This window comes from Flavobacterium sp. GNP011, assembly GCF_056428925.1.
On sequence record NZ_JBWJVJ010000005.1, the window covers coordinates 126571 to 150104 of the forward strand.

Consider the following 23534-nt stretch of genomic DNA (forward strand, 5'->3'; position numbering starts at 1 on the left):
CCTCATGCCTACTAAAATTCTTATGGTTTGTTTAGGTAATATCTGTCGGTCACCATTGGCTGAGGGAATATTAGCCTCTAAACTAGATCTTGAAAAATTTATTGTAGACTCAGCTGGTACCGGTTCTTGGCACGTGGGTAAATCACCTGATGATCGTTCTATAGCCGTTGCTAAAAAAAACAACATTTCTATTGCACATCAAAGAGGTAAACATTTTAGTCCAAAAGATTTTGACCTTTATGACTACATTTACGTAATGGACAGTTCAAATTATGATGACGTTATGCAACTTGCACCAACTCCTGAGCATCAAAAAAAGGTAAAAATGATCTTGAATGAACTATTCCCGGGTGAAAATGTAGATGTTCCTGATCCCTATTATGGATTATCGAATGGATTTGAATTGGTTTTTAACATGCTAAACGAAGTTTGCGACATCATTGCAGACAAACTAAAAAAACAACATTCCTAATTATATTGATGCAATTTAGTTTTCTAAAAAGTAATCATTCAAGACTTAAAATTACAGTATATGAACAGTAAAACTTCTCTAGGCAAACTTTATTTAATCCCTACAACAATGGGTGAATGTGATCCTATGGATGTTTTTCCGCAAACTATAAAAAGAAGTATTGAACTCATTGATACTTATATTGTTGAAAATGACAAAACGGCAAGAAAATCAATCAAATTAGTATGTCCAGAAAAAAAGCAAGCTGATCTTACACTTTATGTTTTAAACAAACATACTGAAACCAAAGAGCATCTTGAGTTTATAAAACCCTTATTAGAAGGCCATAACATGGGACTTATGAGCGAAGCCGGCTGTCCTGGGGTGGCAGATCCTGGTGCCGTGATTGTAAAACTAGCACATGAAAAAGGCATTCAAGTAGTTCCATTAGTTGGACCATCATCAATACTATTGGCAATGATGGCATCTGGAATGAATGGTCAAAGTTTTACTTTTCATGGTTATTTACCCATAGAGAAAGATGAAAAAAAATCCAGCTTAAAAACCTTAGAGAGAATCTCATATGAAAAAAATCAGTCTCAGATTTTTATTGAAACTCCTTATCGAAATAATAAGTTACTGGAAGACTTAATTCAGATATTGCATCCAGAGACACACTTGTGTATAGCAACTGATATTACATTGCCTACTGAATATATTAAAACCAAAAAAATAGCAGCTTGGAAAAAAGAGACTGTTGATTTACATAAACGACCTACTATTTTTATCATTCATAAAATGTAAGTTGGGTTGCGTGAGGGATAGCAGCAAGTACCGAAGTACTGCGTATAGCCCGACGCTACAAAAAAAGGGGCTTTGTCACTGTTACGGTGATAAAGCCCCTTTTTTTTGTAGGGTCACGCCCAAAGGAAAACAACTCTGCCTATTAAAGAAATCTCTTTTTTGTTTGATAGCACTGATGGTATGTATTAAATCCTTATTTTTAACGTGTTTTAATTGACTATTTCATGAGTAAACTTCCGGATGTAAAAACGAGTATTTTTACAATAATGTCTAAAATGGCCTCAGAACACGGAGCCATCAATCTTTCGCAAGGTTTTCCTAACTTTCCTGTTGATGAAAAGTTGACTGCTATTATGGCGCGTTTGTCCCAAGAAAATGTGCACCAATATACACCCATGGCGGGTTACCCTCCGTTACTGCATCAAATTTCTAAGTTGGTAGAGCGTTCTTACGACAGAATTTTGAATCCTGAAACTGAAATCCTAGTGACAGCGGGCGCTACGCAAGGGATTTTTACAACCATTATGGCTCTAGTAAATAGTGGTGACGAAGTGATTATTCTGGATCCCAGTTATGATTGTTATGAGGCTCCGGTGTTACTAAGTCAAGCTACACCCGTTAGGATTCCGCTTCATGATGATTATACTCCTAATTGGGAGCGAATTGCGACTGCTTGTACCTCAAAAACCAGAATGATAATTATTACAAATCCGCACAATCCTACCGGAAAAATATTGAGTAATGAGGACATTGAATGTCTTGAAGCTATTTTGGAAAAACATCCTAACATCATATTACTTTCAGATGAAGTGTATGAATACATCACATTTGAAGACAAACATATATCAGCGCACACTAGAAAAAAAATTCGGAATCACTGTGTCATGATTTCCTCTTTTGGTAAATCCTTTCACATCACAGGCTGGAAAATAGGATATGTTGTGGCTCCCGAAACATTGATGAATGAAATTAAAAAAGTACATCAGTTCCTTGTTTTTAGTGTGAATAGCATAAGCCAAGTGGCCATTAGCGAATACATTGATATTGTTGATCTTTCTGAAATTAAAAAACGATACCAAGCAAAGCGCGATTATTTTAAAGAACTGCTTGTTTCTAGTAGATTTGAACTGCTGCCATGCGAAGGAACTTATTTTCAAGTGGCTTCGTATGCTAATATATCTCAGGAAAATGACGTGGATTTTTGCAAACGATTGATTGTTGAACATGGGGTTGCTGCAATCCCTATTTCAACCTTTTATGCTGATGGTAGAGATTTAAAACTCATCCGTTTTTGCTTTGCTAAGGAAAATCACACCCTAAAAGAAGCAGCATTACGATTGTGTACAGTTTAATTATTTCAAAGTATTTCTTTTTATTATGCATGCATACTATTTTTATTTTATTATATTTACATTAAAAAATATCAAGATATGAGTTATACAGATAAAATGTTACGCGACGATGCGCTACAAGGAAAAGTAATTGTTGTAACAGGTGGTGGCAGCGGATTAGGTAAAGCAATGACCAAATATTTCTTAGAATTAGGAGCAAAAGTTGCTATTTCTTCTAGAGATATTGAAAAGTTAAAAAATACAGCTGCTGAGTTAGAGCAGGAAACAGGTGGAACTTGTTTGCCTATTCAATGTGACGTGCGTCATTACGAAGAAGTAGAAAATATGCTTCAAGAAGTTTTAAAAACCTTTGGAAAAGTAGATGTATTGCTTAACAATGCTGCTGGAAATTTCATTTCACCTACTGAGCGACTTTCGTCAAATGCATTTGATACTGTTATTGATATTGTTCTTAAAGGAACTAAAAACTGTACGTTGGCTTTTGGAAAACATTGGATAGATACCAAACAAGCCTCATCTACTGTTTTAAATATTGTAACCACTTATGCCTGGACAGGATCAGCATATGTAGTGCCAAGTGCTACTGCAAAAGCGGGAGTGTTAGCCATGACTAGAAGTTTAGCTGTAGAGTGGGCTAAATATGGTATTCGTACTAATGCAATTGCGCCAGGACCGTTCCCAACAAAAGGAGCTTGGGACCGATTACTTCCAGGAGACTTAGCCGAAAAATTTGATATGGCAAAAAAAGTGCCTTTAAAACGTGTAGGTGATCACCAAGAATTAGCTAATCTTGCAGCTTACTTAGTATCTGATTTTTCAGCCTATATCAACGGAGATGTTATTACTATTGATGGTGGCGAATGGCTTAAAGGTGCTGGACAATTTAATTTACTAGAGGCTATTCCAGAGGAACTTTGGGATCAACTAGAAATGATGATTAAGGCTAAGAAAAACAAATAAACATAACAATAAAGCATAAAAAAAGAGGATATTAAAACGATTGTTTTACTATCCTCTTTTATTTTTAGTCTTCTAAAGCGAGTAGTATTTCACTTTTGAGCAAGCCACTTCCTCCGCCGTAATGTTGTACTATCTTAATATTTGGATTTTCTCTTCTAAAAAAGGAACACATATCAGTTTCCCATTTTTCATCTATACCCGAACCTAATAATACTACTGAAAATGACGTTTCACAAAAAACATGCATTGCTTGTTCTAAAGAACATACGCCTACTCCATTCCATTCTGGGTTAGCATTAAGCAATCGTACTACAGTTGCGGTAATTTCTTCATGACAACCCACATATAAAATATTTATTTTTGGCAAACTAATCATTATAAAAAAGTTTTGATGAATTGGAAAATTTAATAAATAGCAAGTACTTATTAATTAGGATTGTCAAGGTTCCGTTTCTTTTTGCAAAACAGAATTTACTACTTACAATTGCATAGGAACTTCCATCAATAAAATTTGAGCTTCTTCACTATTTGCAACAATATCAAAGGTATTCGTATCCCAAATACCTAAACCATCACGTTCATTTAAAGAAATACCCCCTATTGTAAAATCACCTTTCAAAATAAAAGCATAAACGCCATTTCCAGATTTCTTCAATTGGTAATTAGCTGTATGCATGTTATCAAACTTACCAATGTGAAACCAAGCATCTTGATGAATCCATACGCCAGCATCTTCTGGATTAGGAGACAAAATTTGTTGTAATTTATTGTGTCGGTCGTTTAAATCCAAAGTAACTTGATCATAACGCGGGGTAACATTCTTTTTATTTGGATAAATCCAAATTTGTAAAAACTTAACCAGTTGATCTTTATTTTTATTATACTCACTATGAAAAATTCCAGTACCGGCACTCATCACTTGAATATCTCCTTCTTTGATCACCGTTGTATTTCCCATGCTGTCTTGATGTTCTAGATCTCCTTCTAATGGAATGGATATTATTTCCATGTTATCATGTGGATGTTTTCCAAAACCCATACCTTGATTCACTCTATCATCATTTAATACACGTAAAACTCCAAAATTCATTCGATCTTTGTTGTGGTAATTAGCAAAACTAAAAGTGTGATAGGACTCTAACCAGCCATGATTAGCATGCCCACGTGTATTTGCTTTGTGTAGTTCATAATGAGTTAAAGCATTTTCTTGAGATATCGTTGTGTTTTCCATGATGTAGTAATTTAAAATTAGAGTACAAAATTGCATTAAATAAAAAACGAGTACATTGAACTAGAACAAGAAAAACAATTTTCTACATTATTTCTTAGCCATTTTTGTTCTTATTTTGCTTAAAAATTCAGCCGAAATGCCTAAATAAGAAGCAATATAATGTTGTGCAACCCGTTGCGAAAGTGTGGGATATTGCGCTGTGAATTCTTGGTATTTTTCGGTAGCGGTTTTAGCCATAGTAAGAAACAAACGCTCTTGAGTTACCGCCAAACTTCGTTGCATTAAAATCCTAAAAGCCCTTTCGAATCGCGGTGCTGTGGCAAATAATTCCTCTTTAGTATCGGGACTAAAAACAAAAAACTCACAATCCTCAAGAGTTTCTATAAAAACCCGACTGGGACTGCTTTCATAAATACTAAATGAACTATCACTTACCCAAGCATTTTCTATGGCAAATTGTAAAATGACTTCAAATCCATTGGCATCAATATAATACTTTCGGACACAGCCTTTGATTACAAAAATTTCGAAGTTACATTTCTCCCCTTCCTGCAACAACATGGATTTTTTAGGCACAAATTTATGCGTTAAAAGAGAATTAAAAATTGCTAACTCGCTTGAACTAAAAGAGACATACCTACTAATATTAGCATTAATTTGTGTGTACACGATGGCTTAGATTTTAAATAATAAAGATACTAAATCCGCATTCATAAAGGACAAAAAAACAAATATTTGCACTAATTTTTATTCTAAAAATGAAAAACTACCCCATTAAAATTCCTATTTTTGCCACATTAAAAACATAATAATACACATATGCTAATTATAGGAATTGCAGGAGGAACAGGTAGCGGTAAAACAACTGTTGTACATCAAATAATGAATGAGTTGCCGCAAACTGAGGTAGGAATTATTTCCCAAGATTCATACTACAAAGAGAACCACGGACTCTCATTTGATGAAAGAGCCTTAATCAACTTTGACCATCCTAGAGCCATTGATTTTCCTTTATTAGTTTCGCATTTAAAAGAACTAAAAGCAGGAAATAACATTCACCAACCTGTGTATTCTTTTGTAACTCATAATAGAACAGACGATACTGTTTTTACACATCCTAGAAAAGTAATGATTGTAGAGGGAATTCTTATTCTTGCAAATCCAGAGTTAAGAGAATTATTTGATGTTAAAATATATGTTCATGCTGATAGTGATGAGCGCCTAATTCGACGGATGAAACGCGACATTGCAGAACGTGGTCGCGATATGAACGAGGTAATCAACCGATATCAAAATACATTGAAACCAATGCATGAGCAGTTTATAGAACCTACAAAAGCTTTTGCTGACATCATTATTCCTAATGACAAGTACAACACCGTGGCAATTGATGTGGTTAGAGCAGTAATTAACCAAAGGATTTCATAAATTACCGTATCTTTATAAAAAATACTGATCCAGTATCTAATAGCATTATAGTAGAACATGAAAAACAAATTTAAAAACAATCCTTGGCTAAGATTCTTGAGTAATAAGTATGTTTGGGTGTCCTTGTTTTTTTGTATCTGGATGATTTTTTTAGATAATTACTCTTATTTTAATCATCGGATTTTAGATGAACAAATCCACGATTTAGAGGAAAATGCAACTTATTATAAAGAGGAAATTAAGAAAGATAAAGAAAATATCAAGCAATTAAAAAATTCCGAACAAATAGAAAAATATGCTCGGGAAAAATATTACATGAAAAAAGATAGCGAAGACATTTACATTATAGAATTTGAAAACGATACTCTAGTAAATAAGTAAAATTAAAGATTTAGTAAAGCTACCAGAATTCATTTTTTAAAGGCAAAAACAACAATATAAGTCTCCTTCCTCAAGGTAAGGTTGAGATAATGAAAACTAAAAATACAATGAACACAAACCTTTTTGAAGATTTTGATCTTGTTTCATCCAAACAATGGAAACAAAAAATCCAGTACGAACTTAAAGGTGCGGATTATAACGAAACCTTAGTTTGGTATTCCCCTGAGGATATCATGGTAAAACCTTTTTACCACAAAGATGAAACTAGTCCCGCTTTAAACAGTGGAACAAAAGCTACTGAGTTCAAAATTTGTCAAAATATTTTTGTTTTTGATGTCTCTAAATCAATTGAAAGAGCTCAAGATGCATTAAATAGAGGCGCTGATAGCTTGAGGTTTACTATTGAAGACGAAACTATAAACATCACCCTTTTATTAGAAAAAATAGCTCTTCAAGGGATTACCATCTATTTTAACCTAAGATTTTTTTCAATCGATTTCGTGAAAAAAATAGAGGATTTTGCTAAAAAAAGTAACGTTACTATTTTTTGTAATTTAGATCCAATAGGCCAACTTGCCAAAGATGGAAATTGGTTTTCCACGCAAGAAAAAAGTAATTTTGACAGCTTGAATACTATAGCGTCATCCACGAACTCGGTTTCTTTTATTAGCGTAAACGGCGCATTGTATCAAAATGCTGGCGCTACAATTGTACAGCAAATTGCATATAGTTTAGGTCATGTAAATGAGTATTTTAATCGTGTGGAATCAATTTCAACACCTATTGTTTTTGAAATAGCTGTAGGGACTAACTATTTCTTTGAAATTGCAAAATTACGTGCACTGCGTATCCTATTTAACTTAATTGCTAAAGAATATAACCATACGCTACCGTGTAACATTATTGCTTTCCCTACCAAAAGAAATAAAACTTTATACGATTACAACGTAAATATGTTGCGTACCACTACCGAATGTATGAGTGCTATCCTAGGCGGCGCAGATGCAATAGCCAATCTACCTTATGACGCTTTATATCACAAAGACAATGAATTTGGAGATAGAATTGCTCGCAATCAGTTGTTAATTCTTAAAAAAGAAAGTTATTTTGACAAAGTAAATAATCCCGCCGATGGTAGTTATTACATTGAAAATCTAACGCAACAACTTGCAGAAAAAGCCTTAGCATTATTTAAAGATATTGAGGCAAATGGAGGTTTCCTAAAGCAATTAAATGAAGGAACCATAAAAAGAAAAATTCAAGAAAGCGCAGATACAGCTCAAGAACTATTTGATTCTGGTAAAGAAATTTTGTTAGGAACTAACAAACATCCTAATAAACAGGATAAAATGAAACATGATTTAGAGTTGTTTCCTTTTGTAAAAGTCAAGCCAAGAAAAACCTTGATTACACCCATCATTGAAAAACGTTTGGCAGAAAAAATAGAACAAGAACGATTAGAGCTTGAATAAAAGGATAATGAACTTTATAAATCAACAGCATTCCTATAATTTGGCACACTACAAATGAAAAGAAAAGATTTACAACATATAAAATTAGAAAGCAACCCAATAACAGTGGTGAATGTAAATTCTTCTGCTGATGCATTTCTAACTGCAGAGGGAATAGAGCTAAAACCTACGTACTCACAACAAGATATTGAAAAGCTCACGCATCTTGATTTTGGGGCTGGTTTTGCACCAAATTTACGTGGACCATATGCTACCATGTATGTTCGCCGTCCTTGGACTGTAAGACAATATGCTGGATTTTCTACAGCCGAAGAAAGTAATGCATTTTATCGCAGAAACTTAGCTGCAGGACAAAAAGGACTTTCAGTGGCTTTTGACTTACCTACCCATCGAGGCTATGATTCAGATCACGAACGTGTTGTTGGCGATGTTGGAAAAGCAGGTGTAGCTATAGATTCAGTTGAGGATATGAAGGTCCTATTTGACCAAATTCCTCTTGATGAAATGTCAGTATCCATGACTATGAATGGTGCTGTTTTACCTATAATGGCTTTTTATATTGTAGCTGCAGAAGAGCAAGGAGTTAAAGCTGAATTACTTTCAGGAACCATTCAAAATGATATTCTGAAGGAATTCATGGTGCGTAATACCTATATTTATCCCCCTACACCTTCGATGAAAATAATTGCTGATATCTTTGAGTATACCAGCAAAAACATGCCTAAGTTCAATTCCATTTCAATTTCTGGATACCACATGCAAGAAGCTGGAGCTACAGCCGATATTGAATTAGCATATACACTAGCTGATGGATTGGAATACATCAGAACTGGATTAGCCACAGGAATGAAAATAGATGAATTTGCTCCGCGTTTATCCTTTTTCTGGGCAATTGGAATGAATCATTTTATGGAAATTGCAAAAATGCGTGCCGGTAGAATGATCTGGGCAAAATTAGTTAAACAATTTGAACCGAAAGATGATAAGTCTCTAGCATTACGAACGCATTGTCAAACATCGGGATGGAGTTTAACTGAGCAAGATCCGTTTAATAATGTAGCAAGAACCTGTATAGAAGCTGCCGCTGCAGCTTTTGGTGGTACACAGTCTTTGCATACCAATGCACTTGATGAAGCTATAGCCTTACCTACAGATTTTTCGGCTAGAATTGCTAGAAATACACAGCTTTATTTACAAGAAGAAACTAAAATCACAAAAACAGTCGATCCATGGGCTGGGAGCTATTATGTAGAAAGTTTGACACATGAAATCGCCGAAAACGCTTGGAAATTAATCGAAGAAGTTGAAGAACTTGGCGGGATGACCAAGGCTATCGAATCCGGCATACCAAAATTACGAATAGAGGAAGCTGCCGCAAGAAAGCAAGCCCGAATAGACAGTGGACAAGATATTATTGTAGGTGTAAATCAATATCGATTAGAAAAGGAAGATCCATTGCAGATTCTTGATGTAGATAATCAAATGGTTCGCAAGCAGCAACTAGAACAATTAGAGCGAATTAAAGCGTCTAGAGACAACCAAAAAGTACAAGATTCACTAAAAAAACTGACTCTTTCTGCTCAAACTGGCGCGGGAAATTTACTTGAAATTGCAGTTGAAGCAGCCAGAAACAGGACTACACTTGGAGAAATTAGTGACGCCTTAGAAGCCGTTTTTGGTAGGTATAAAGCACAAATAAAATCATTTAGTGGTGTGTATAGTAAAGAAATAAAAGATGACAAAAGTTTTGAAAAAGCAAAACAATTAGCCGACGAATTTGCAGTAAAAGAAGGCCGTCGCCCTCGAATCATGATTGCAAAAATGGGGCAAGACGGACACGACAGAGGTGCTAAAGTAGTAGCAACTGGCTATGCCGATGTGGGATTTGATGTGGATATAGGTCCTCTTTTTCAAACACCCGAAGAAGCTGCCAAACAAGCTGTTGAAAATGACGTGCATATTCTAGGGGTTTCATCCCTAGCTGCTGGACACAAAACGCTAGTGCCACAAGTAATTGATGAACTAAAAAAATACGGTCGTGAAGATATTATGGTAGTTGTGGGCGGCGTAATACCTGCACAAGATTATCAATTTTTATTTGATGCTGGAGCGGTTGCTGTTTTTGGGCCTGGAACAAAAATAAGTGACGCAGCAATCAAAATACTTGAAATATTACTCGAAAGTTTTGAATAAACCTTTTACAAAACAAAAAAATCACCTAAATGGTGATTTTTTTGTTTTGTAAAATATTGGACTGACTACATACTACAAGAAATTGAAAACTATTACTTTATTAAAGAATATAACTTTTTAATTTCAATTAAACCCAGTAAATATTAACTAGATATTATGTACCGTTGCGTTATTATCTGCAACAATAAAGGAAGTGTCATACCCGCCAAACATTTTCATATAACTCCTGATAGAAGTACCGTAAGCATCTCTAAAATTGCGTTTGCCTTCGTGTCTAAAATATTTTTTTACCGATCCTGCGCCGCCTAAGTGAGCAGCAGCTAATATTCCTGACTCGGTGATACGTATTCCATTGAGAATTGTACCGTCGTACTTATCAATTTCTCTTTTTAATTCCCACTTGTTTTTTGCCAATAATGCAATAAAAGCGCGTTCTTGTAATTCAGGATTATTCAAAAAGGTAGTACTGCTCTTTACACCAACAGACTTAAGCGTTTCAGTACCAAATTGATATTTACCTAAATATCCTAGCGAATTGATTTTTTTGTATTTGCTTTCGGATTCTCGATGCCCGATCGCTTCTTTGAAGCCTATGAAAAAATTTCCTGTAAATGGAATACTTAAATTACTGTATTCACTTGCTTCTTCGGATGGAAATAAGTAGTGCGTTCCATCTTCTTCATTTATTAGAAACCAAGGGCTGGTTTCTAGGTTAAAAGGTTTAAAACCTGAGCTTAAAAAAACTGTAATCACAGTTAGACTAGCATAAAAATACCACTTCTTTATCATAAATTGTTTTTCTTCAAAACGCTGTCCCGTTAAGAAATTTCTATGCGCAAAGATACAAAAAAAATAGCAAGCTTGATAATCAACACGTTAAACTTATCTAAAAATAGATGAAGTGGTATTTAAAGCCGTTTAAGTGCGAAAACTCAATTGTAGGTGCAGGAATTTTGACTGTATTAAAAACAGAGAAAACCGTCTTCAAAAAATGAGATTTTGTTGTAATTTTTGTCAAGTCAACATCTAAACTGAAGTAAAACTGTCTGTATCGTTGTGGATTGAAAGTCGCATTCGAAGCAAGTGTAGCGCTATTTCCTGTTACCATTCCTTCGGCACCATAACCCAAAGCAACGTTCAACCATTTTGGTATTTTAGAATTTTTAGCAAAGGAATGTAAATTAATAGAGAGCCAATAGGTTTGTCCGTTATAATCTTTTAAGATTTGTTCTGATACGGATTTCCCTAACACTGCTGGACGGTATTGTGCATAAGGTGAAGTATGAAAAGAAAATTTAGGCAGTATGCGTTGTTCATCCCACAGTAATTTTTGCGATACATACAAGCCTGTTCCTGTAGCATTAGCAATAACATCACCTATAGAAGCTCCCCACTCTGCGGAGTATCCGTCCATTACCTCAACAGCGGTCAAGAATGCAAAACCCAATCCTGCGCCGTAAAGTAGCTGATTTTTTTTAGAAGCACCACTCCAATGGAGCATTTGAGCACTAAAACTCCCCAATTGATACGATGAAAAAACATGCCCTACTTTGTCCATTTGCAACCACTCTGCATTATCATTTACAAAATGAAAATCAGATTTGGGATAATTGGCATACCATAACTGATTCAAAGCAAGTAATGTTCCTGTTGCAACCACAGCTTCGGAAATCAACACTGTTTTTTGCCTTTGCACTTGTATTGTATCCGAAGGATTTAAAAACGTGTTTAATTTGCTTTGGCAAAAGCCAATTTGAAAAAACACCACAGCAACAAACGTGTATCTTAAAATAGTGTTCACAACTATCTTACTACGCCTTGATTGTTAATCCAATCTGAATATTTTTTGGCATTTACATTATGTTCTGGCAATGTAGCTGCAAATTCATGATACCCAAAACGGTCAACACTAGCGCAAAAATAAATGAAATCATTTTTTTCAGGATTTAAAACAGCCTCTAATGCAGTAATATCAGGCATAGCAATTGGCCCAGGAGGCAAACCAATATTCATGTATGTATTGTAAGGATGAGACATTGTCAGGTCATTGTAAAAAACTCTTTTGATTACTTGATTAAAATCATTGGCTTTCTTTTTCATGGCAAAAATCACCGTAGGATCTGCTTGTAAAGGCATTTCTAATTTCAATCGGTTAAGATATACTCCTGCAATTCTTGGTCTTTCATCTTTTTTTACCGACTCTTTGTGAACAATTGAGGCTAAAATTGTAGCTTCAACTGGAGTAAGACCTTGAGCTTTTGCTTTTGCAGTACGCTCTTCGTTCCAGAAGTTGCGGTACTCTTTAATCATTTTGTCTCGAAACTTTTCGGCTGTGGTATTCCAATAAATTTCATAAGTATTGGGAATAAACATGGCTAAAATATTTTCCTCGTTGAATCCGTTTTCTTGTAAAAAAACTGAATCTTTAAATGTATTTAGCAAAACTAAACTATCCGCTTCTATTTGAGATCCTACACGACCTGCAAGATTTTCTATTCGTTCTTGATTGTTGAATGCTAATTTTACTGGCGAATTCAAACGTAGGGTTTTTACAAGATCATAGCTGCTCATTCCCTTTGTAAGTAAAAATCGACCTGGAATTACATTTTCAATATAGCCTCGCTTAGAAGCTACAAGCTCAAAACGCTCTAGATTTTCTACGTAAGGGCTTAAAATTTTCTTGACATCTTCATATTTAGAATCTGTAGGTACATAAACGTACACTTCTTGCTCAGGAAACTTAGTATTGGCAGAGAAAATTTGTTTTAATAAAATCATGCCGTAGATCATCAGTCCAGATATCAAAACAACTGAAACAATGCTAATAATTTTCTTAGTATTCATAGGGTGGTATTATTTTTTTAAGCTTTTAGTTTGTTGAAAAGGTAATTAATTGATTTAAAAACATTTATATCTTAACCTGAAAAATTAAAATTTAGTATTGATAAGCTGGTACATGGCTTCATCTTTGTAAAATCCCTGATGCAAAGTCCAATCTTTTTTTATACCAATCATTTTGAAACCAAATTTAGTAAAAAGTGCGGTACTTGCTACATTTTCGGTACCAATATTTGCATATAATTGATGTAAATTAAGATTACAGAATGCATATTCGATTAATAAATCCAAAGCTTCGGAGCCAATATTCTGATTTCGGTTGTTGTCCTTTTGAATTACAATACCCACACCTGCTCTATTATTCCTTGGATCGAAATCAAATAAATCAATTAAACCTATGGCGGGAAAATCTTGATCTTGGCAAATAGCAAGACGCAACTGCTTAGCTTCGTAAATATCTTGATGTGCGTTTTCAAGGTATTGCTTGACTAGAAACCTACTGTATGGAGTGTTTGTATTGCTTACTTCCCAAATGCTTTGGTCGTTTTCAATTGCATAAATAAATTCTAAATCATTGGGTTCTAATGCCCGAATGTAAATATTATCGCCTTTTAATGTTTTCATTTATTTATTTCAGAAAGTTACATAGAGACACACCAAACTTGATTTTAATACTAGTTTCTAAAAATTAAATCTCAATCGTACCTTGAAATACAAATTGAGCTGGGCCTTTTAAAAACACATTGGTAAACACACCCTCATTGACATCAAATGAAATTGCTAATTTGCCGCCTTCAACATTCAAATCTATTGCTGTTTCAGGTGTTTTCCCTAAAACATTCATGGCAATAGCAACAGCAGTAGCGCCTGTTCCGCAAGAAAGTGTTTCATCTTCAACGCCTCTTTCATACGTTCGAAGAGAAAAGGTATTTTCATTAATTTGCTCTACAAAATTAACATTACTACCTGCTTGACCGTATAAATCTCCGTATCTAATTGATGCGCCAATATTTTTTACATCGTAGTTTTCTAGATCACTTACCAATTGTACGTGATGTGGTGAACCTGTATTTAAAAACACATAATCCTCCTCAACTTGCACCGCAGGTACATCAATCATTTGCAATGCTACAATTTCGTTCTCGTCAATGGTAGCATGATGCAATCCATCTGTGGCTATAAATGTAGTTTTGTTTTCAATAACCTGAAGCTTTTTGGCGAAAGCCACTAAACAGCGTCCACCATTGCCGCACATGGAACTTTGGTTTCCATCTGAGTTGTAATACACCATTTTAAAATCGGTATCCAAGTCATTTTCTAACAAAATTAAGCCATCGCCTCCTATTCCAAATCGGCGGTCACACAGTTGAGCAATCAATTTTGTGTTCTCCTTTGGAAAAAATTCGGTACGGTTGTCAATCATTACAAAATCATTGCCTGTGCCTTGGTATTTATAAAATTCTAATTGCATTTTTTTAATTTTGTGAAATACAAAAGTACAAACTATTAATGAAATGTTAATCATTGTTAAAGAGCGTTAAACGGTATTTTAAAAATCCAAAAAAGTTTTAATTTTACCTGTATATTTTTTTAAAAACGAAATTGACTATGAAAAATTTATCAACATTATTTGGAGTTTCTTTATTAAGTGGTGTAGTTACCTTGGGTTCTTACAAGCTATTATTTGATACTGATGGTTATTTTTCAAAAGATGCTGGCTCAGTAGTTACCATGGCTTCCAACTCGTACGGTAAGCGTGTTGGTTTATCATCGGAAATACTTGATTTTACTGAGGCCGCTGATAAAACCATTCATACCGTAGTGCACGTGAAAAACGTTTCCAGAACCACTGTTTCTAACCCTATTTTGGAATATTTTTACGGTTATAGAGGTGGACAATCACAAGAACAAGTAGGAACGGGATCCGGAGTAATAATCTCTGAAGACGGCTATATTGTAACGAACAATCACGTAGTGAAAGACGCTTCTGAAATTGAAATTACACTCAACAATAAGAAATCATACAAAGCAAAATTAATTGGTACCGACTCCAAAATGGACATTGCTTTGCTAAAAATCGATGCGGGCGAAAAGCTTCAATATACGGTTTTCGCCAATTCTGATTCGGTGAAAGTGGGTGAATGGGTATTGGCAGTAGGAAATCCGTACAACCTGAATTCGACTGTTACGGCGGGTATCGTTTCGGCGAAAGCCAGAAATCTTGACACGAACGGCATTCAATCCTTTATACAAACGGATGCGGCGGTAAACCCTGGTAATAGTGGTGGTGCCTTGGTAAACACCCGTGGTGAATTGATTGGCATCAATACCATGATCTCCTCGCCAACCGGAAGTTATACCGGATACTCCTTTGCGGTTCCCTCCAACATTACCCGAAAAATCATTGAAGATTTAATGGAATTCGGGAATGTACAACGTGGAATATTAGGCGTTGAAGGTGGCGAATTGAACAGTATGAATTCTAAAGAATACGGTATTAGTTTAACCCAAGGATTTTATATAAAAAGGGTAACTAAAAATTCTGGTGCTGACAAAGCTGGCTTAACCAACGGAGATGTGATTGTCAAATTAGACGAACAAAATATTACATCATTTGCAGATCTTTCTGGATACATCAATACGAAAAGACCAAATGACAAAGTTCAAGTTACCTATATTAGAGACGGAAAAACTAAAACCGTTCCTGTGACTTTGAGCAAAAACGAGTTTTTTAATGCGGAGTTCAAAGGTATAACACTCGAAAATATTGAAGCTGCTGATAAAAAGAAATATAAAATTGATCACGGTGTGCGCATTAAAGGAATTAGCGATGAACAGTGGCAACAATATGAAGAGGAACTAGTGGGAAGTATCATTTTAAGTATTGATAACGTAAAAGCAACAGATGTAGAAACGGTATCGAAAAGATTTGGAAAAATAGAAGCTGATCAAAAGGTACGCATAGAATTGATTAGTAAAAATGGTGAACTGCTACGTTTTTACATGTAAGTTTATTTTTAAAATTGAATACTAAGCCATCTTGCTAAACAAGGTGGCTTTTTTATTTTATAAAAAAATCTAAAAACACACTACGAAATCGATTGAAATGGGTACTTTTGCAAAAAATTTTAAAAAATACAACACCTTATTTTCCTTAAATTTTCAACATGGCAACTACTACTTTATACGAAAAAGAAGTCTCTTTGCAAGCCGACAGGCGACGTGCAGGAGTAGAATTGATTAAAATCATCAGTGATTTATGGTATGACAAATCAATTGAGATGGTCTTATTCCGCAATCAATTATTAGACAGAAATGTAAGTGAGATTATCAATTTACATGAATATGCTGCTGAGTTTGTAGGCAAACCTATTTCAGTATTTGATTCGGTTAAAATTGCAAAAGCTATTTTAGAGTTGAACTTACTTCCTGCAAAATTAGACATTGGTAAACTTACTTATGAATATGGATTAGAAGAAGATAAATATCCAGATGCTAAGTATTTTGTAATCGACAAATTAAAAAACGCTAAAGATTCTGAAGAAATTCATCCAAAAGATGTTGTCTTATACGGTTTTGGACGTATTGGTCGTTTACTAGCACGAGAATTAATGTCAAAAACGGGTAAAGGAAGTCAATTGCGCTTGCGTGCTATTGTAACCCGTGATAAAAACGATGCCGTTTCTCTTGAAAAAAGAGCTTCATTGTTGCGCTATGATTCAATTCATGGAGATTTTGAAGGTTCAGTAACTGCAGATCCTGCAAACAATGCTTTAATCATCAATGGAACAACCGTTCATATTATTACTGCAAACGGTCCAGAAGAAATTGATTATACGCAATTTGACATCAACAATGCTCTTGTAATTGACAATACAGGTGCATTTACAACTCAAGAAGCTTTGAGCCGCCATTTAACTTCAAAAGGAGCCGATAAAGTATTGCTTACCGCTCCTGGAAAAGGAGTTCCTAATATTGTACACGGTGTAAACCACAACGAGTACAACCCAGATGAAATCAATATTTTCTCTGCTGCTTCTTGCACTACCAATGCCATTACTCCGATTTTGAAAGCAGTTGAAGATACCCTTGGCGTTGTTAAGGGACATTTAGAAACTATCCATGCTTATACTAACGATCAGAACTTGGTAGACAACATGCACAAGAAATACCGCCGTGGTAGAGCAGCTGCTTTAAACATGGTAATTACTGAAACTGGTGCAGGAAGTGCTGTTGCAAAAGCATTGCCTAGCTTAGCTGGAAAATTAACTTCAAATGCTATTAGAGTTCCTGTTCCTAATGGTTCGCTGGTTGTATTAAACCTTGAGGTTTCAAAAACCACTTCTGTAGAGGCCATCAATGGAATTATGAAAAAATACGCTCTTGAAGGGGAGCTTGTAGAGCAAATAAAATATTCATTGAATAACGAATTAGTTTCTTCTGATATTGTAGGTACTTCGGCGCCTGCTATCTATGACAGTAATGCTACTATTGTGTCTGCAGATGGGAAAAATATTGTGCTTTACATTTGGTATGATAATGAATACGGGTACAGCCACCAAGTAATTCGCTTGGCTAAATATATTGCTAAAGTAAGACGTTTTACGTACTACTAGCCTACTGTTTACAAGTTGTGGTGGGTGGTTGAAATTTTTTTAGTTTTAGTTTTAGTCAATAGTTTTAAATTTAAGACAACCACTTCCCGACTTGAATAAAATTCAAAATCCGTCTTGTTTTAGAACGAGACGGATTTTTTTATTTAATTTTCGTGGTACTGAATTGGCACGCAGATTTAGCAGATTTAGCAGATTTAGCAGATTTTCAACTTTATAAATATTCAACCTAAACTCCGAGATTAAAAACTGAGACTGAATACTGAGACTGAACCACAGATTTCACAAAGACTTTTAGCTTTAGTCAATATTTTTAAATATAGAACAGCCACTTTTTTGTTGTGGTACTGAATTGGAACGCAGATCTCGCAGATTTAGCAGATTTTTTATTGATTTTTTAAAAACCCATAAAAACACTTAACTACAAGTATTTTTAAACATATAAGGAATATAAGTTCATATAAGTTGAACTATTTTAAATTCATGAATGATATAAGACATCTCACAGCTTACTACTTAATAACTCATAATTCATAACTCATAATTAAAAAAACCTACTCCTTCGCCTTAGTCAAATAATAAATCGGGATACCAATAAGCATAATCAAGACACCCCAACCACAGGTAGTTGGTTTTGTGTACAATAACGCTAAGCATATCGCCGAAGAAATTAAGATGTACAAAGCAGGCAATACTGGATAACCAAAAGCCTTGTACGGACGCTCCACATTGGGCATTTTTTTACGTAAAATAAAAATTCCTAGTATGGTCAAGATGTAAAATACCAGTACAATAATCACCACAAAATCAAGCAAATCCCCATATTTACCCGTTAAACACAAGGCCGAAGCCCAAATGCATTGCGCCCAAATAGACCATTCTGGTACACTCGCTTTGTTTAACGAAGCCGCTTTTTTAAAGAAAACACCATCCTGCGCCATCGTATAATACACGCGAGCACCCGCCATAATCAAACCATTGTTACACGCAAAAGTCGAAATCATAATCATCACGGCAATAATCAAAGTTCCTACCGACCCAAAAATAGTTTGCGATGCCACCACAGCCACACGATCCGATTCAGCCGTAGCAATATCAAACAAAGGCACCACAGCCAAGTACATCACATTGGCCACAATATAAATCACACTCACCAATAATGTTCCTAGAAACAAACTCAAACCCACATTGCGTTTTGGGTTTTTAATTTCGCCTGCAATAAAAGTTACGCCTTCCCAAGCCACGCTAGAGAATTGTGATCCCACAAAAGCCGCCGAAATACCCGATATCAATGCAATACCACCAATAGGCAACCACTCGCCTGTTTCCACATTCAAACTTTGAGCTTGCCAAGCGTTGGCCCAATTCGCATCCCACACCGCACTATCTGCAGCAATAAAACCAAAAATAATCAAACCCGCTAACGAAAGTACTTTGATCACCGTAAGCACCGTTTGCAAAATCTTCGAGTTTTTCACTCCGCGACTGTTCACATAACTCAACAATACAATCGTAACAATAGATACAATTTGGGCAGCGTTTAGTTTAAAATCGCCTATTTCATACAAAATATTTTTATCACTCAAAGGCGCATACAAGTAAGCCGCAAATTTGGCAAAAGCCACACCCACCGCCGCAATAGTACCGGTTTGAATCACCGCAAAAAAGCTCCATCCGTACAAAAACCCAATGAGTTTACCATAAGCTTCCTTAATATACACATACTGCCCGCCCGCTGTAGGGAACATCGCGCTCAACTCGCCGTAACTCACCGCAGCAATCACCGTAATCACGCCCGTAAGCACCCACATAGCAATCAGCCAGCCGGCAGAGCCAAGTTGTCGCACCATATCCGAGCTTACAATAAATATCCCCGATCCTATCATAGAGCCCACCACAAGCATGGTCCCGTCAAGTAGTCCTAATTCTCTCTTAAAATTGTCTGGTTTTTGGTCTTCCATAAAATGGTTTTTTGGTTAGTTGTGGGCTAAAGATATACTTTTTTTAGAAATCTAAATTAAGATGCACTTATTTCGGGCATGTCCCAGCTTCCGCACGGCTACAGCTGCGTCAGGCTATGCGCTATATCTTTATTTTCTTTAAGAAAGAAAATAAAGGATGCCGCTACTATCCTTCATGCAAAATCCTCCTTTTCAAGTTTAATCTCAGAAAAAGAGAAGAACTGTGTCAGGGTTTTAAGTACGAAAAGCTTGCAATTAATAAAAAGCGTTTACCATTTTGTAATACTATTATACTTATATTTGAAAATCGATCTAGCTAACTGCAAGCAATGCTTCCCAATTTCCGGGTGATGTGTTTAAACTAGTGACACATATATAAAATTTGACAGAAATTTCAAGAAAATCGTAAAAATGAACAAGACCTATTTATTTATTATATTTTTCCAATTTGGATTATTATTTTCTCAAAATACTAAAATCGATAAAAGACAAATAATTCCAAATGAGATAGATTTTAATGGTAATGTTAAAAAAATGACTTTAAAAATTTATGAAATAAATAGAAACAAGGAAAAAATTGACACAACTAAAACTATCTCTGAAATACATTTTTCGAAGTTAAAAAAAATACTCAAAATAAATAAATTCGACAAATCTTTAGACAATTTGTGGAATGTAACTGAGTTTGATGATTTAGAAAGAATTAAAAAAATTTCAAGAAAAAATGAAGGCAAAATGTTTAATGCTGTGATACAATATTTTTCTACTGAAAATGAATTTCCTGATTCAACTACCATAGACTTTAATGAAAATTATAAAGAAAAATATATAAATTATTTTAAAGATAATTTAGTCATAAAACAGGAACATTTTGTTAAGGATCTATTACAAGATTACCGATTATACAAATACAATGAGAAAAATCAATTAATTGAAGACTTATATCTTAATCCTGAAAATGATTCTGATAAAACTGTTGTTTTTAAAGCAGAGAATCAGCTATCATTTTATCCTGAAAGACTAACAAAATATGAATATAAAGAAATAAAAGATACTTTAATTTCGACAAAAATTCGACCAAAATTTAATGTAAAAGAAGTAACAAAAAAATTGAAGGCAAAAAAATATTCGCTTGAAATAAAAGAAGATTATGACAATCATTATTTAGAAAGCAGAACATTAATTTATACATACAAAGATTCAATCATTGCATTTACATACTACTACAAAAATAATAACGAAATTAAAAGCTACTATATTACAACGACTACAAAAAACAATATAACCTCAAAGTGGAAAACCGAAGGTTACGGAAATAATGAAGAACGTAACGATATATTCAAAATAAATATCGTCAATGACAAACATAAAAATTGGGTTAAAAAAACTTATTCTAATAAAAATCAGACTACAAGAATAATTGAAAGACAGATCGAATATTATTGAAAATAAGAAAAACATCTACTAACCACCGCACGGCTACAGCTGCGTCAGGCTATGCGCTTTATCTTTATTTTCTTAAAGAAAGAAAATAAAGGATGCCGCTCCTATCCTTCATGCGAAATCCTCCTTTTCATTTTCAATCTCGAAAAAGAGAAGTATTTCATTAGCGTTTTAAGTACAAAAAGCTTGCAATTAATAAAAAGCGTTTGCCGTTTTGTAATACTATTATTCTTATATTTGAAGACAGATAAATTTGGCTGAAATCAAAGCAGGCGACCTAATTTGAGAGAACTGTGTTTGATTTTGTCAGACGTATTTTTAAATTGTAATTAATTCTCATGAAAAGTAAATATATAATATCTATTATTCTTTCAATATCTTTTATTACAGTAGTCATTTTACCTATTTTTTTTGCTAACCAAAGCGAAAGTCCAAACACAATTATTACGGTTATTGGAACAGTTGTGAGTTCACTTACTAACATTCTTACTTTATTTATAGCACTGTTGCTTTTCAATAAGTTTGGTATTGAAACACCTTTGCTAGAAAAAAATACTGAAACTGTCTTTAAGTTCATTGAACAATTCAAAAAAACGACTTTCTATATAAATAACGATAGTCAAAAATATTTTATTAATATTAGACTCGATGATCCATTTAATATTGCCTTTGAAAGATTCTATGGTGATAAACTAGCCTTCTCAACAGAATATATGACTGACTTGGAAGAGCTTTTTACAATATCCGATAGCCCTTTTATGCCGAAAAAAATTAGTTCTACGATCGAGAAAATAAGGTGTTCATATATCCTTCATTTAAATCCAGAAGAACTGAAAAATTTTTCAGTGGTAATTGTGCCTGGAAAGAAAAATAATAATGAAGAAGCTTTTGGCAAATTTAATGATAAAGATATGACACTAATGCAGTTTCTAAGTTTATTGGATGAAATCAAAATTGAGGTGACAAACTGGATTAGTAAGAATTCAAGTTATAGTCCTGATCTCAACTTTTAATTACTCCACTCGTGATGTATATTAACGGATTACTATGATTTTAATTGGTGCCAGTCATTAGATTTTTAAAATATTGAAAATATTAATTGCGTGCACGAGCGGGACGCTCGCGCCAGCTAGAGGGAATGACGTGGTGAGACAAAATATAAAAAAACTGAAAAATGACAAATGTAAAATATCCAAAATTTGCTGAATCTGCTTTTAACTGTCCATTATGCGGTGCTTATGCTAAACAATATTGGTATGATACAGCAAAATCTAAAACACATTTTAGTTCGACAACATTACATGGTATCATAATAGGAAATAATATTTCTGAATGCGAGCATTGTGGACAACACTCATTTTGGAAAGAATACAAAATGATTTATCCATACAGTGGAACTGCCCCTCTACCTAATGCCGATTTACCAGATAACATAAAAGATGATTATCTAGAAGCTAGAAGTATTATAGAATTATCACCAAGAGGTGCAGTTGCTTTATTACGATTGGCAATTCAAAAATTATGTATTCACTTAGGAGAATCAGGTAAAAATATAAATACAGACATTGGTAATCTAGTTACAAAAGGACTTCCTGTAAAAATGCAAAAAGCATTAGATTCAGTCAGGGTTGTCGGCAACAATGCTGTTCATCCAGGTTTTATTGATTTAAAAGATGATATTGAAACTGCTAGGAAGTTATTTGCATTTGTTAATATAATATCTGACGTAATGATTTCCCAACCAAATGAAATCGACAAGTTTTATGACGAGAATATTCCTGAAAATCTTAAACAAGCTATTAATAAAAGAGATGGAAAATAAAGTTAGCTCCCCCCCGCTAGAGCGAGAGTCACGCTCGTGATTGATTACAACAGATTATTAGGATTTTAGTTTATGCCGGTTCATTAGATTTTTTTTTAAATATTGAAATAGTATTTATGCTCACGAGCGTGACGCTCGTGCTAGCTTGCAGACAAATAGAACAAATCACATGAAATATGAGTCAAAGAATAACACAACGCACCAACTCTAACATAGCATTTACCTTAGGAATCATATCAATAATTTTATTTGTATCCTTAATTTGGGGAGTATTTGGACTTGATATTTCTAACTATTTTACTGCTATAATTGGCTTACTAATCGGTCTTACTTCGATAATTGGAATTGTATATTCATTAAAAAGCCTGCAGGAGCCAATTGGAATTAGAAGTGTATTTGGATTTATTCTGAATGGAGTAATGGCGATTCTATTTGTTATTACTTTTGTTGGCTTTTTTTTAAGTAGAACTTAAAATCTAAAGGCTAGCGCGAGCGTCTCGCTCGTGATGAATGGATAAATAGGATTTTGGTTTGTGTCAGTCATTAGATTTATTTTTAAATATATTGACCTGGTATCTATGTTCA

General features: G+C 34.4%; 23 protein-coding genes. 14 read left to right on the forward strand and 9 right to left on the reverse strand.

Features of this window, described 5'->3' with window-relative positions; translation table 11 throughout:
* The first annotated feature begins 4 nt into the window (after nt 1–4).
* The 4 genes from AC061E_RS06615 (at nt 5) to AC061E_RS06630 (ending at nt 3567) form a co-directional block, all read left to right on the forward strand.
* Nucleotides 5–472 (forward strand): low molecular weight protein-tyrosine-phosphatase, encoded by a 468-nt coding sequence (locus AC061E_RS06615; protein ID WP_478285534.1) that lies wholly within the window; start codon nt 5–7, stop codon nt 470–472.
* Nucleotides 473–532: 60 nt separating this feature from the next.
* Nucleotides 533–1255: an SAM-dependent methyltransferase gene (locus AC061E_RS06620; RefSeq protein WP_478285535.1), complete on the forward strand. Its 723-nt coding sequence runs from the start codon at nt 533–535 to the stop codon at nt 1253–1255.
* Nucleotides 1256–1479: 224 nt separating this feature from the next.
* The gene (locus tag AC061E_RS06625; protein ID WP_478285536.1) at nt 1480–2607 is read left to right on the forward strand and encodes a methionine aminotransferase; all 1128 of its coding nucleotides are present in this window, start codon (nt 1480–1482) and stop codon (nt 2605–2607) included.
* Nucleotides 2608–2685: 78 nt separating this feature from the next.
* Nucleotides 2686–3567, forward strand: a complete 882-nt coding sequence (locus AC061E_RS06630) for an SDR family oxidoreductase (protein WP_176330725.1) — start codon at nt 2686–2688, stop codon at nt 3565–3567.
* A 64-nt stretch (nt 3568–3631) separates the two neighbouring features.
* Here AC061E_RS06630 and AC061E_RS06635 read toward each other — a convergent pair whose 3' ends face one another.
* The 3 genes from AC061E_RS06635 to AC061E_RS06645 form a co-directional block, all read right to left on the reverse strand.
* The gene (locus AC061E_RS06635; RefSeq protein ID WP_478285537.1) at nt 3632–3943 is read right to left on the reverse strand and encodes a hypothetical protein; all 312 of its coding nucleotides are present in this window, start codon (nt 3941–3943) and stop codon (nt 3632–3634) included.
* Between the two features lie 102 nt (nt 3944–4045).
* The gene (locus AC061E_RS06640; protein WP_478285538.1) at nt 4046–4798 is read right to left on the reverse strand and encodes a pirin family protein; all 753 of its coding nucleotides are present in this window, start codon (nt 4796–4798) and stop codon (nt 4046–4048) included.
* 87 nt (nt 4799–4885) lie between these two features.
* Entirely contained in the window at nt 4886–5467 is a 582-nt protein-coding gene (locus AC061E_RS06645) for a Crp/Fnr family transcriptional regulator (protein WP_478285539.1), read from the reverse strand.
* A gap of 150 nt (nt 5468–5617) precedes the next feature.
* Here AC061E_RS06645 and udk point away from each other — a divergent pair, with 150 nt between their 5' ends.
* From udk to scpA, 4 genes are all read left to right on the forward strand, one after another.
* On the forward strand, nt 5618–6226 hold the full coding sequence (udk, locus tag AC061E_RS06650) for a uridine kinase (RefSeq protein ID WP_086454257.1): 609 nt from the start codon (nt 5618–5620) through the stop codon (nt 6224–6226).
* A gap of 57 nt (nt 6227–6283) precedes the next feature.
* Nucleotides 6284–6607: an FtsB family cell division protein gene (locus AC061E_RS06655; RefSeq protein WP_314839919.1), complete on the forward strand. Its 324-nt coding sequence runs from the start codon at nt 6284–6286 to the stop codon at nt 6605–6607.
* A gap of 107 nt (nt 6608–6714) precedes the next feature.
* The gene (locus AC061E_RS06660) at nt 6715–8079 is read left to right on the forward strand and encodes a methylmalonyl-CoA mutase subunit beta (protein WP_478285540.1); all 1365 of its coding nucleotides are present in this window, start codon (nt 6715–6717) and stop codon (nt 8077–8079) included.
* Between the two features lie 54 nt (nt 8080–8133).
* Nucleotides 8134–10272: a methylmalonyl-CoA mutase gene (gene scpA, locus AC061E_RS06665; RefSeq protein ID WP_478285541.1), complete on the forward strand. Its 2139-nt coding sequence runs from the start codon at nt 8134–8136 to the stop codon at nt 10270–10272.
* 147 nt (nt 10273–10419) lie between these two features.
* On the opposite strand, the gene AC061E_RS06670 is transcribed toward scpA, so the two are convergent.
* The 5 genes from AC061E_RS06670 to dapF form a co-directional block, all read right to left on the reverse strand.
* On the reverse strand, nt 10420–11061 hold the full coding sequence (locus tag AC061E_RS06670) for a peptidoglycan-binding protein LysM (RefSeq protein WP_478285542.1): 642 nt from the start codon (nt 11059–11061) through the stop codon (nt 10420–10422).
* A gap of 97 nt (nt 11062–11158) precedes the next feature.
* Nucleotides 11159–12073, reverse strand: a complete 915-nt coding sequence (locus tag AC061E_RS06675; protein WP_478285543.1) for a DUF2279 domain-containing protein — start codon at nt 12071–12073, stop codon at nt 11159–11161.
* A 2-nt stretch (nt 12074–12075) separates the two neighbouring features.
* The gene (gene mltG / locus AC061E_RS06680) at nt 12076–13116 is read right to left on the reverse strand and encodes an endolytic transglycosylase MltG (RefSeq protein ID WP_478285544.1); all 1041 of its coding nucleotides are present in this window, start codon (nt 13114–13116) and stop codon (nt 12076–12078) included.
* A gap of 84 nt (nt 13117–13200) precedes the next feature.
* Nucleotides 13201–13734, reverse strand: a complete 534-nt coding sequence (locus AC061E_RS06685; RefSeq protein ID WP_478285545.1) for a GNAT family N-acetyltransferase — start codon at nt 13732–13734, stop codon at nt 13201–13203.
* A 64-nt stretch (nt 13735–13798) separates the two neighbouring features.
* On the reverse strand, nt 13799–14581 hold the full coding sequence (gene dapF, locus AC061E_RS06690) for a diaminopimelate epimerase (protein WP_478285546.1): 783 nt from the start codon (nt 14579–14581) through the stop codon (nt 13799–13801).
* A gap of 137 nt (nt 14582–14718) precedes the next feature.
* Here dapF and AC061E_RS06695 point away from each other — a divergent pair, with 137 nt between their 5' ends.
* Both AC061E_RS06695 and AC061E_RS06700 read left to right on the forward strand, forming a co-directional pair.
* Nucleotides 14719–16119 carry a trypsin-like peptidase domain-containing protein gene (locus tag AC061E_RS06695; protein ID WP_478285547.1) on the forward strand — a complete coding sequence of 467 codons (1401 nt, stop codon included), beginning with the start codon at nt 14719–14721 and terminating at the stop codon, nt 16117–16119.
* A 158-nt stretch (nt 16120–16277) separates the two neighbouring features.
* A complete protein-coding gene (locus AC061E_RS06700) occupies nt 16278–17726 on the forward strand; it encodes a glyceraldehyde-3-phosphate dehydrogenase (RefSeq protein WP_478285548.1) in 1449 nt (482 codons plus the stop codon).
* 551 nt (nt 17727–18277) lie between these two features.
* Here AC061E_RS06700 and AC061E_RS06705 read toward each other — a convergent pair.
* Nucleotides 18278–19684 carry an APC family permease gene (locus AC061E_RS06705; RefSeq protein ID WP_221917608.1) on the reverse strand — a complete coding sequence of 469 codons (1407 nt, stop codon included), beginning with the start codon at nt 19682–19684 and terminating at the stop codon, nt 18278–18280.
* A gap of 411 nt (nt 19685–20095) precedes the next feature.
* On the opposite strand from AC061E_RS06705, the gene AC061E_RS06710 reads away from it, so the two are divergent.
* The 4 genes from AC061E_RS06710 to AC061E_RS06725 all read left to right on the forward strand — a co-directional run bounded on the left by AC061E_RS06710 (nt 20096) and on the right by AC061E_RS06725 (nt 23422).
* Nucleotides 20096–21130: a hypothetical protein gene (locus AC061E_RS06710; protein ID WP_478285549.1), complete on the forward strand. Its 1035-nt coding sequence runs from the start codon at nt 20096–20098 to the stop codon at nt 21128–21130.
* 335 nt (nt 21131–21465) lie between these two features.
* Nucleotides 21466–22140, forward strand: a complete 675-nt coding sequence (locus AC061E_RS06715; protein ID WP_478285550.1) for a hypothetical protein — start codon at nt 21466–21468, stop codon at nt 22138–22140.
* A gap of 161 nt (nt 22141–22301) precedes the next feature.
* The gene (locus AC061E_RS06720) at nt 22302–22949 is read left to right on the forward strand and encodes a DUF4145 domain-containing protein (RefSeq protein WP_478285551.1); all 648 of its coding nucleotides are present in this window, start codon (nt 22302–22304) and stop codon (nt 22947–22949) included.
* Between the two features lie 176 nt (nt 22950–23125).
* Complete coding sequence (locus AC061E_RS06725; RefSeq protein ID WP_478285552.1) at nt 23126–23422, forward strand: hypothetical protein; 297 nt, start codon at nt 23126–23128, stop codon at nt 23420–23422.
* Nucleotides 23423–23534 lie beyond the last annotated feature (112 nt).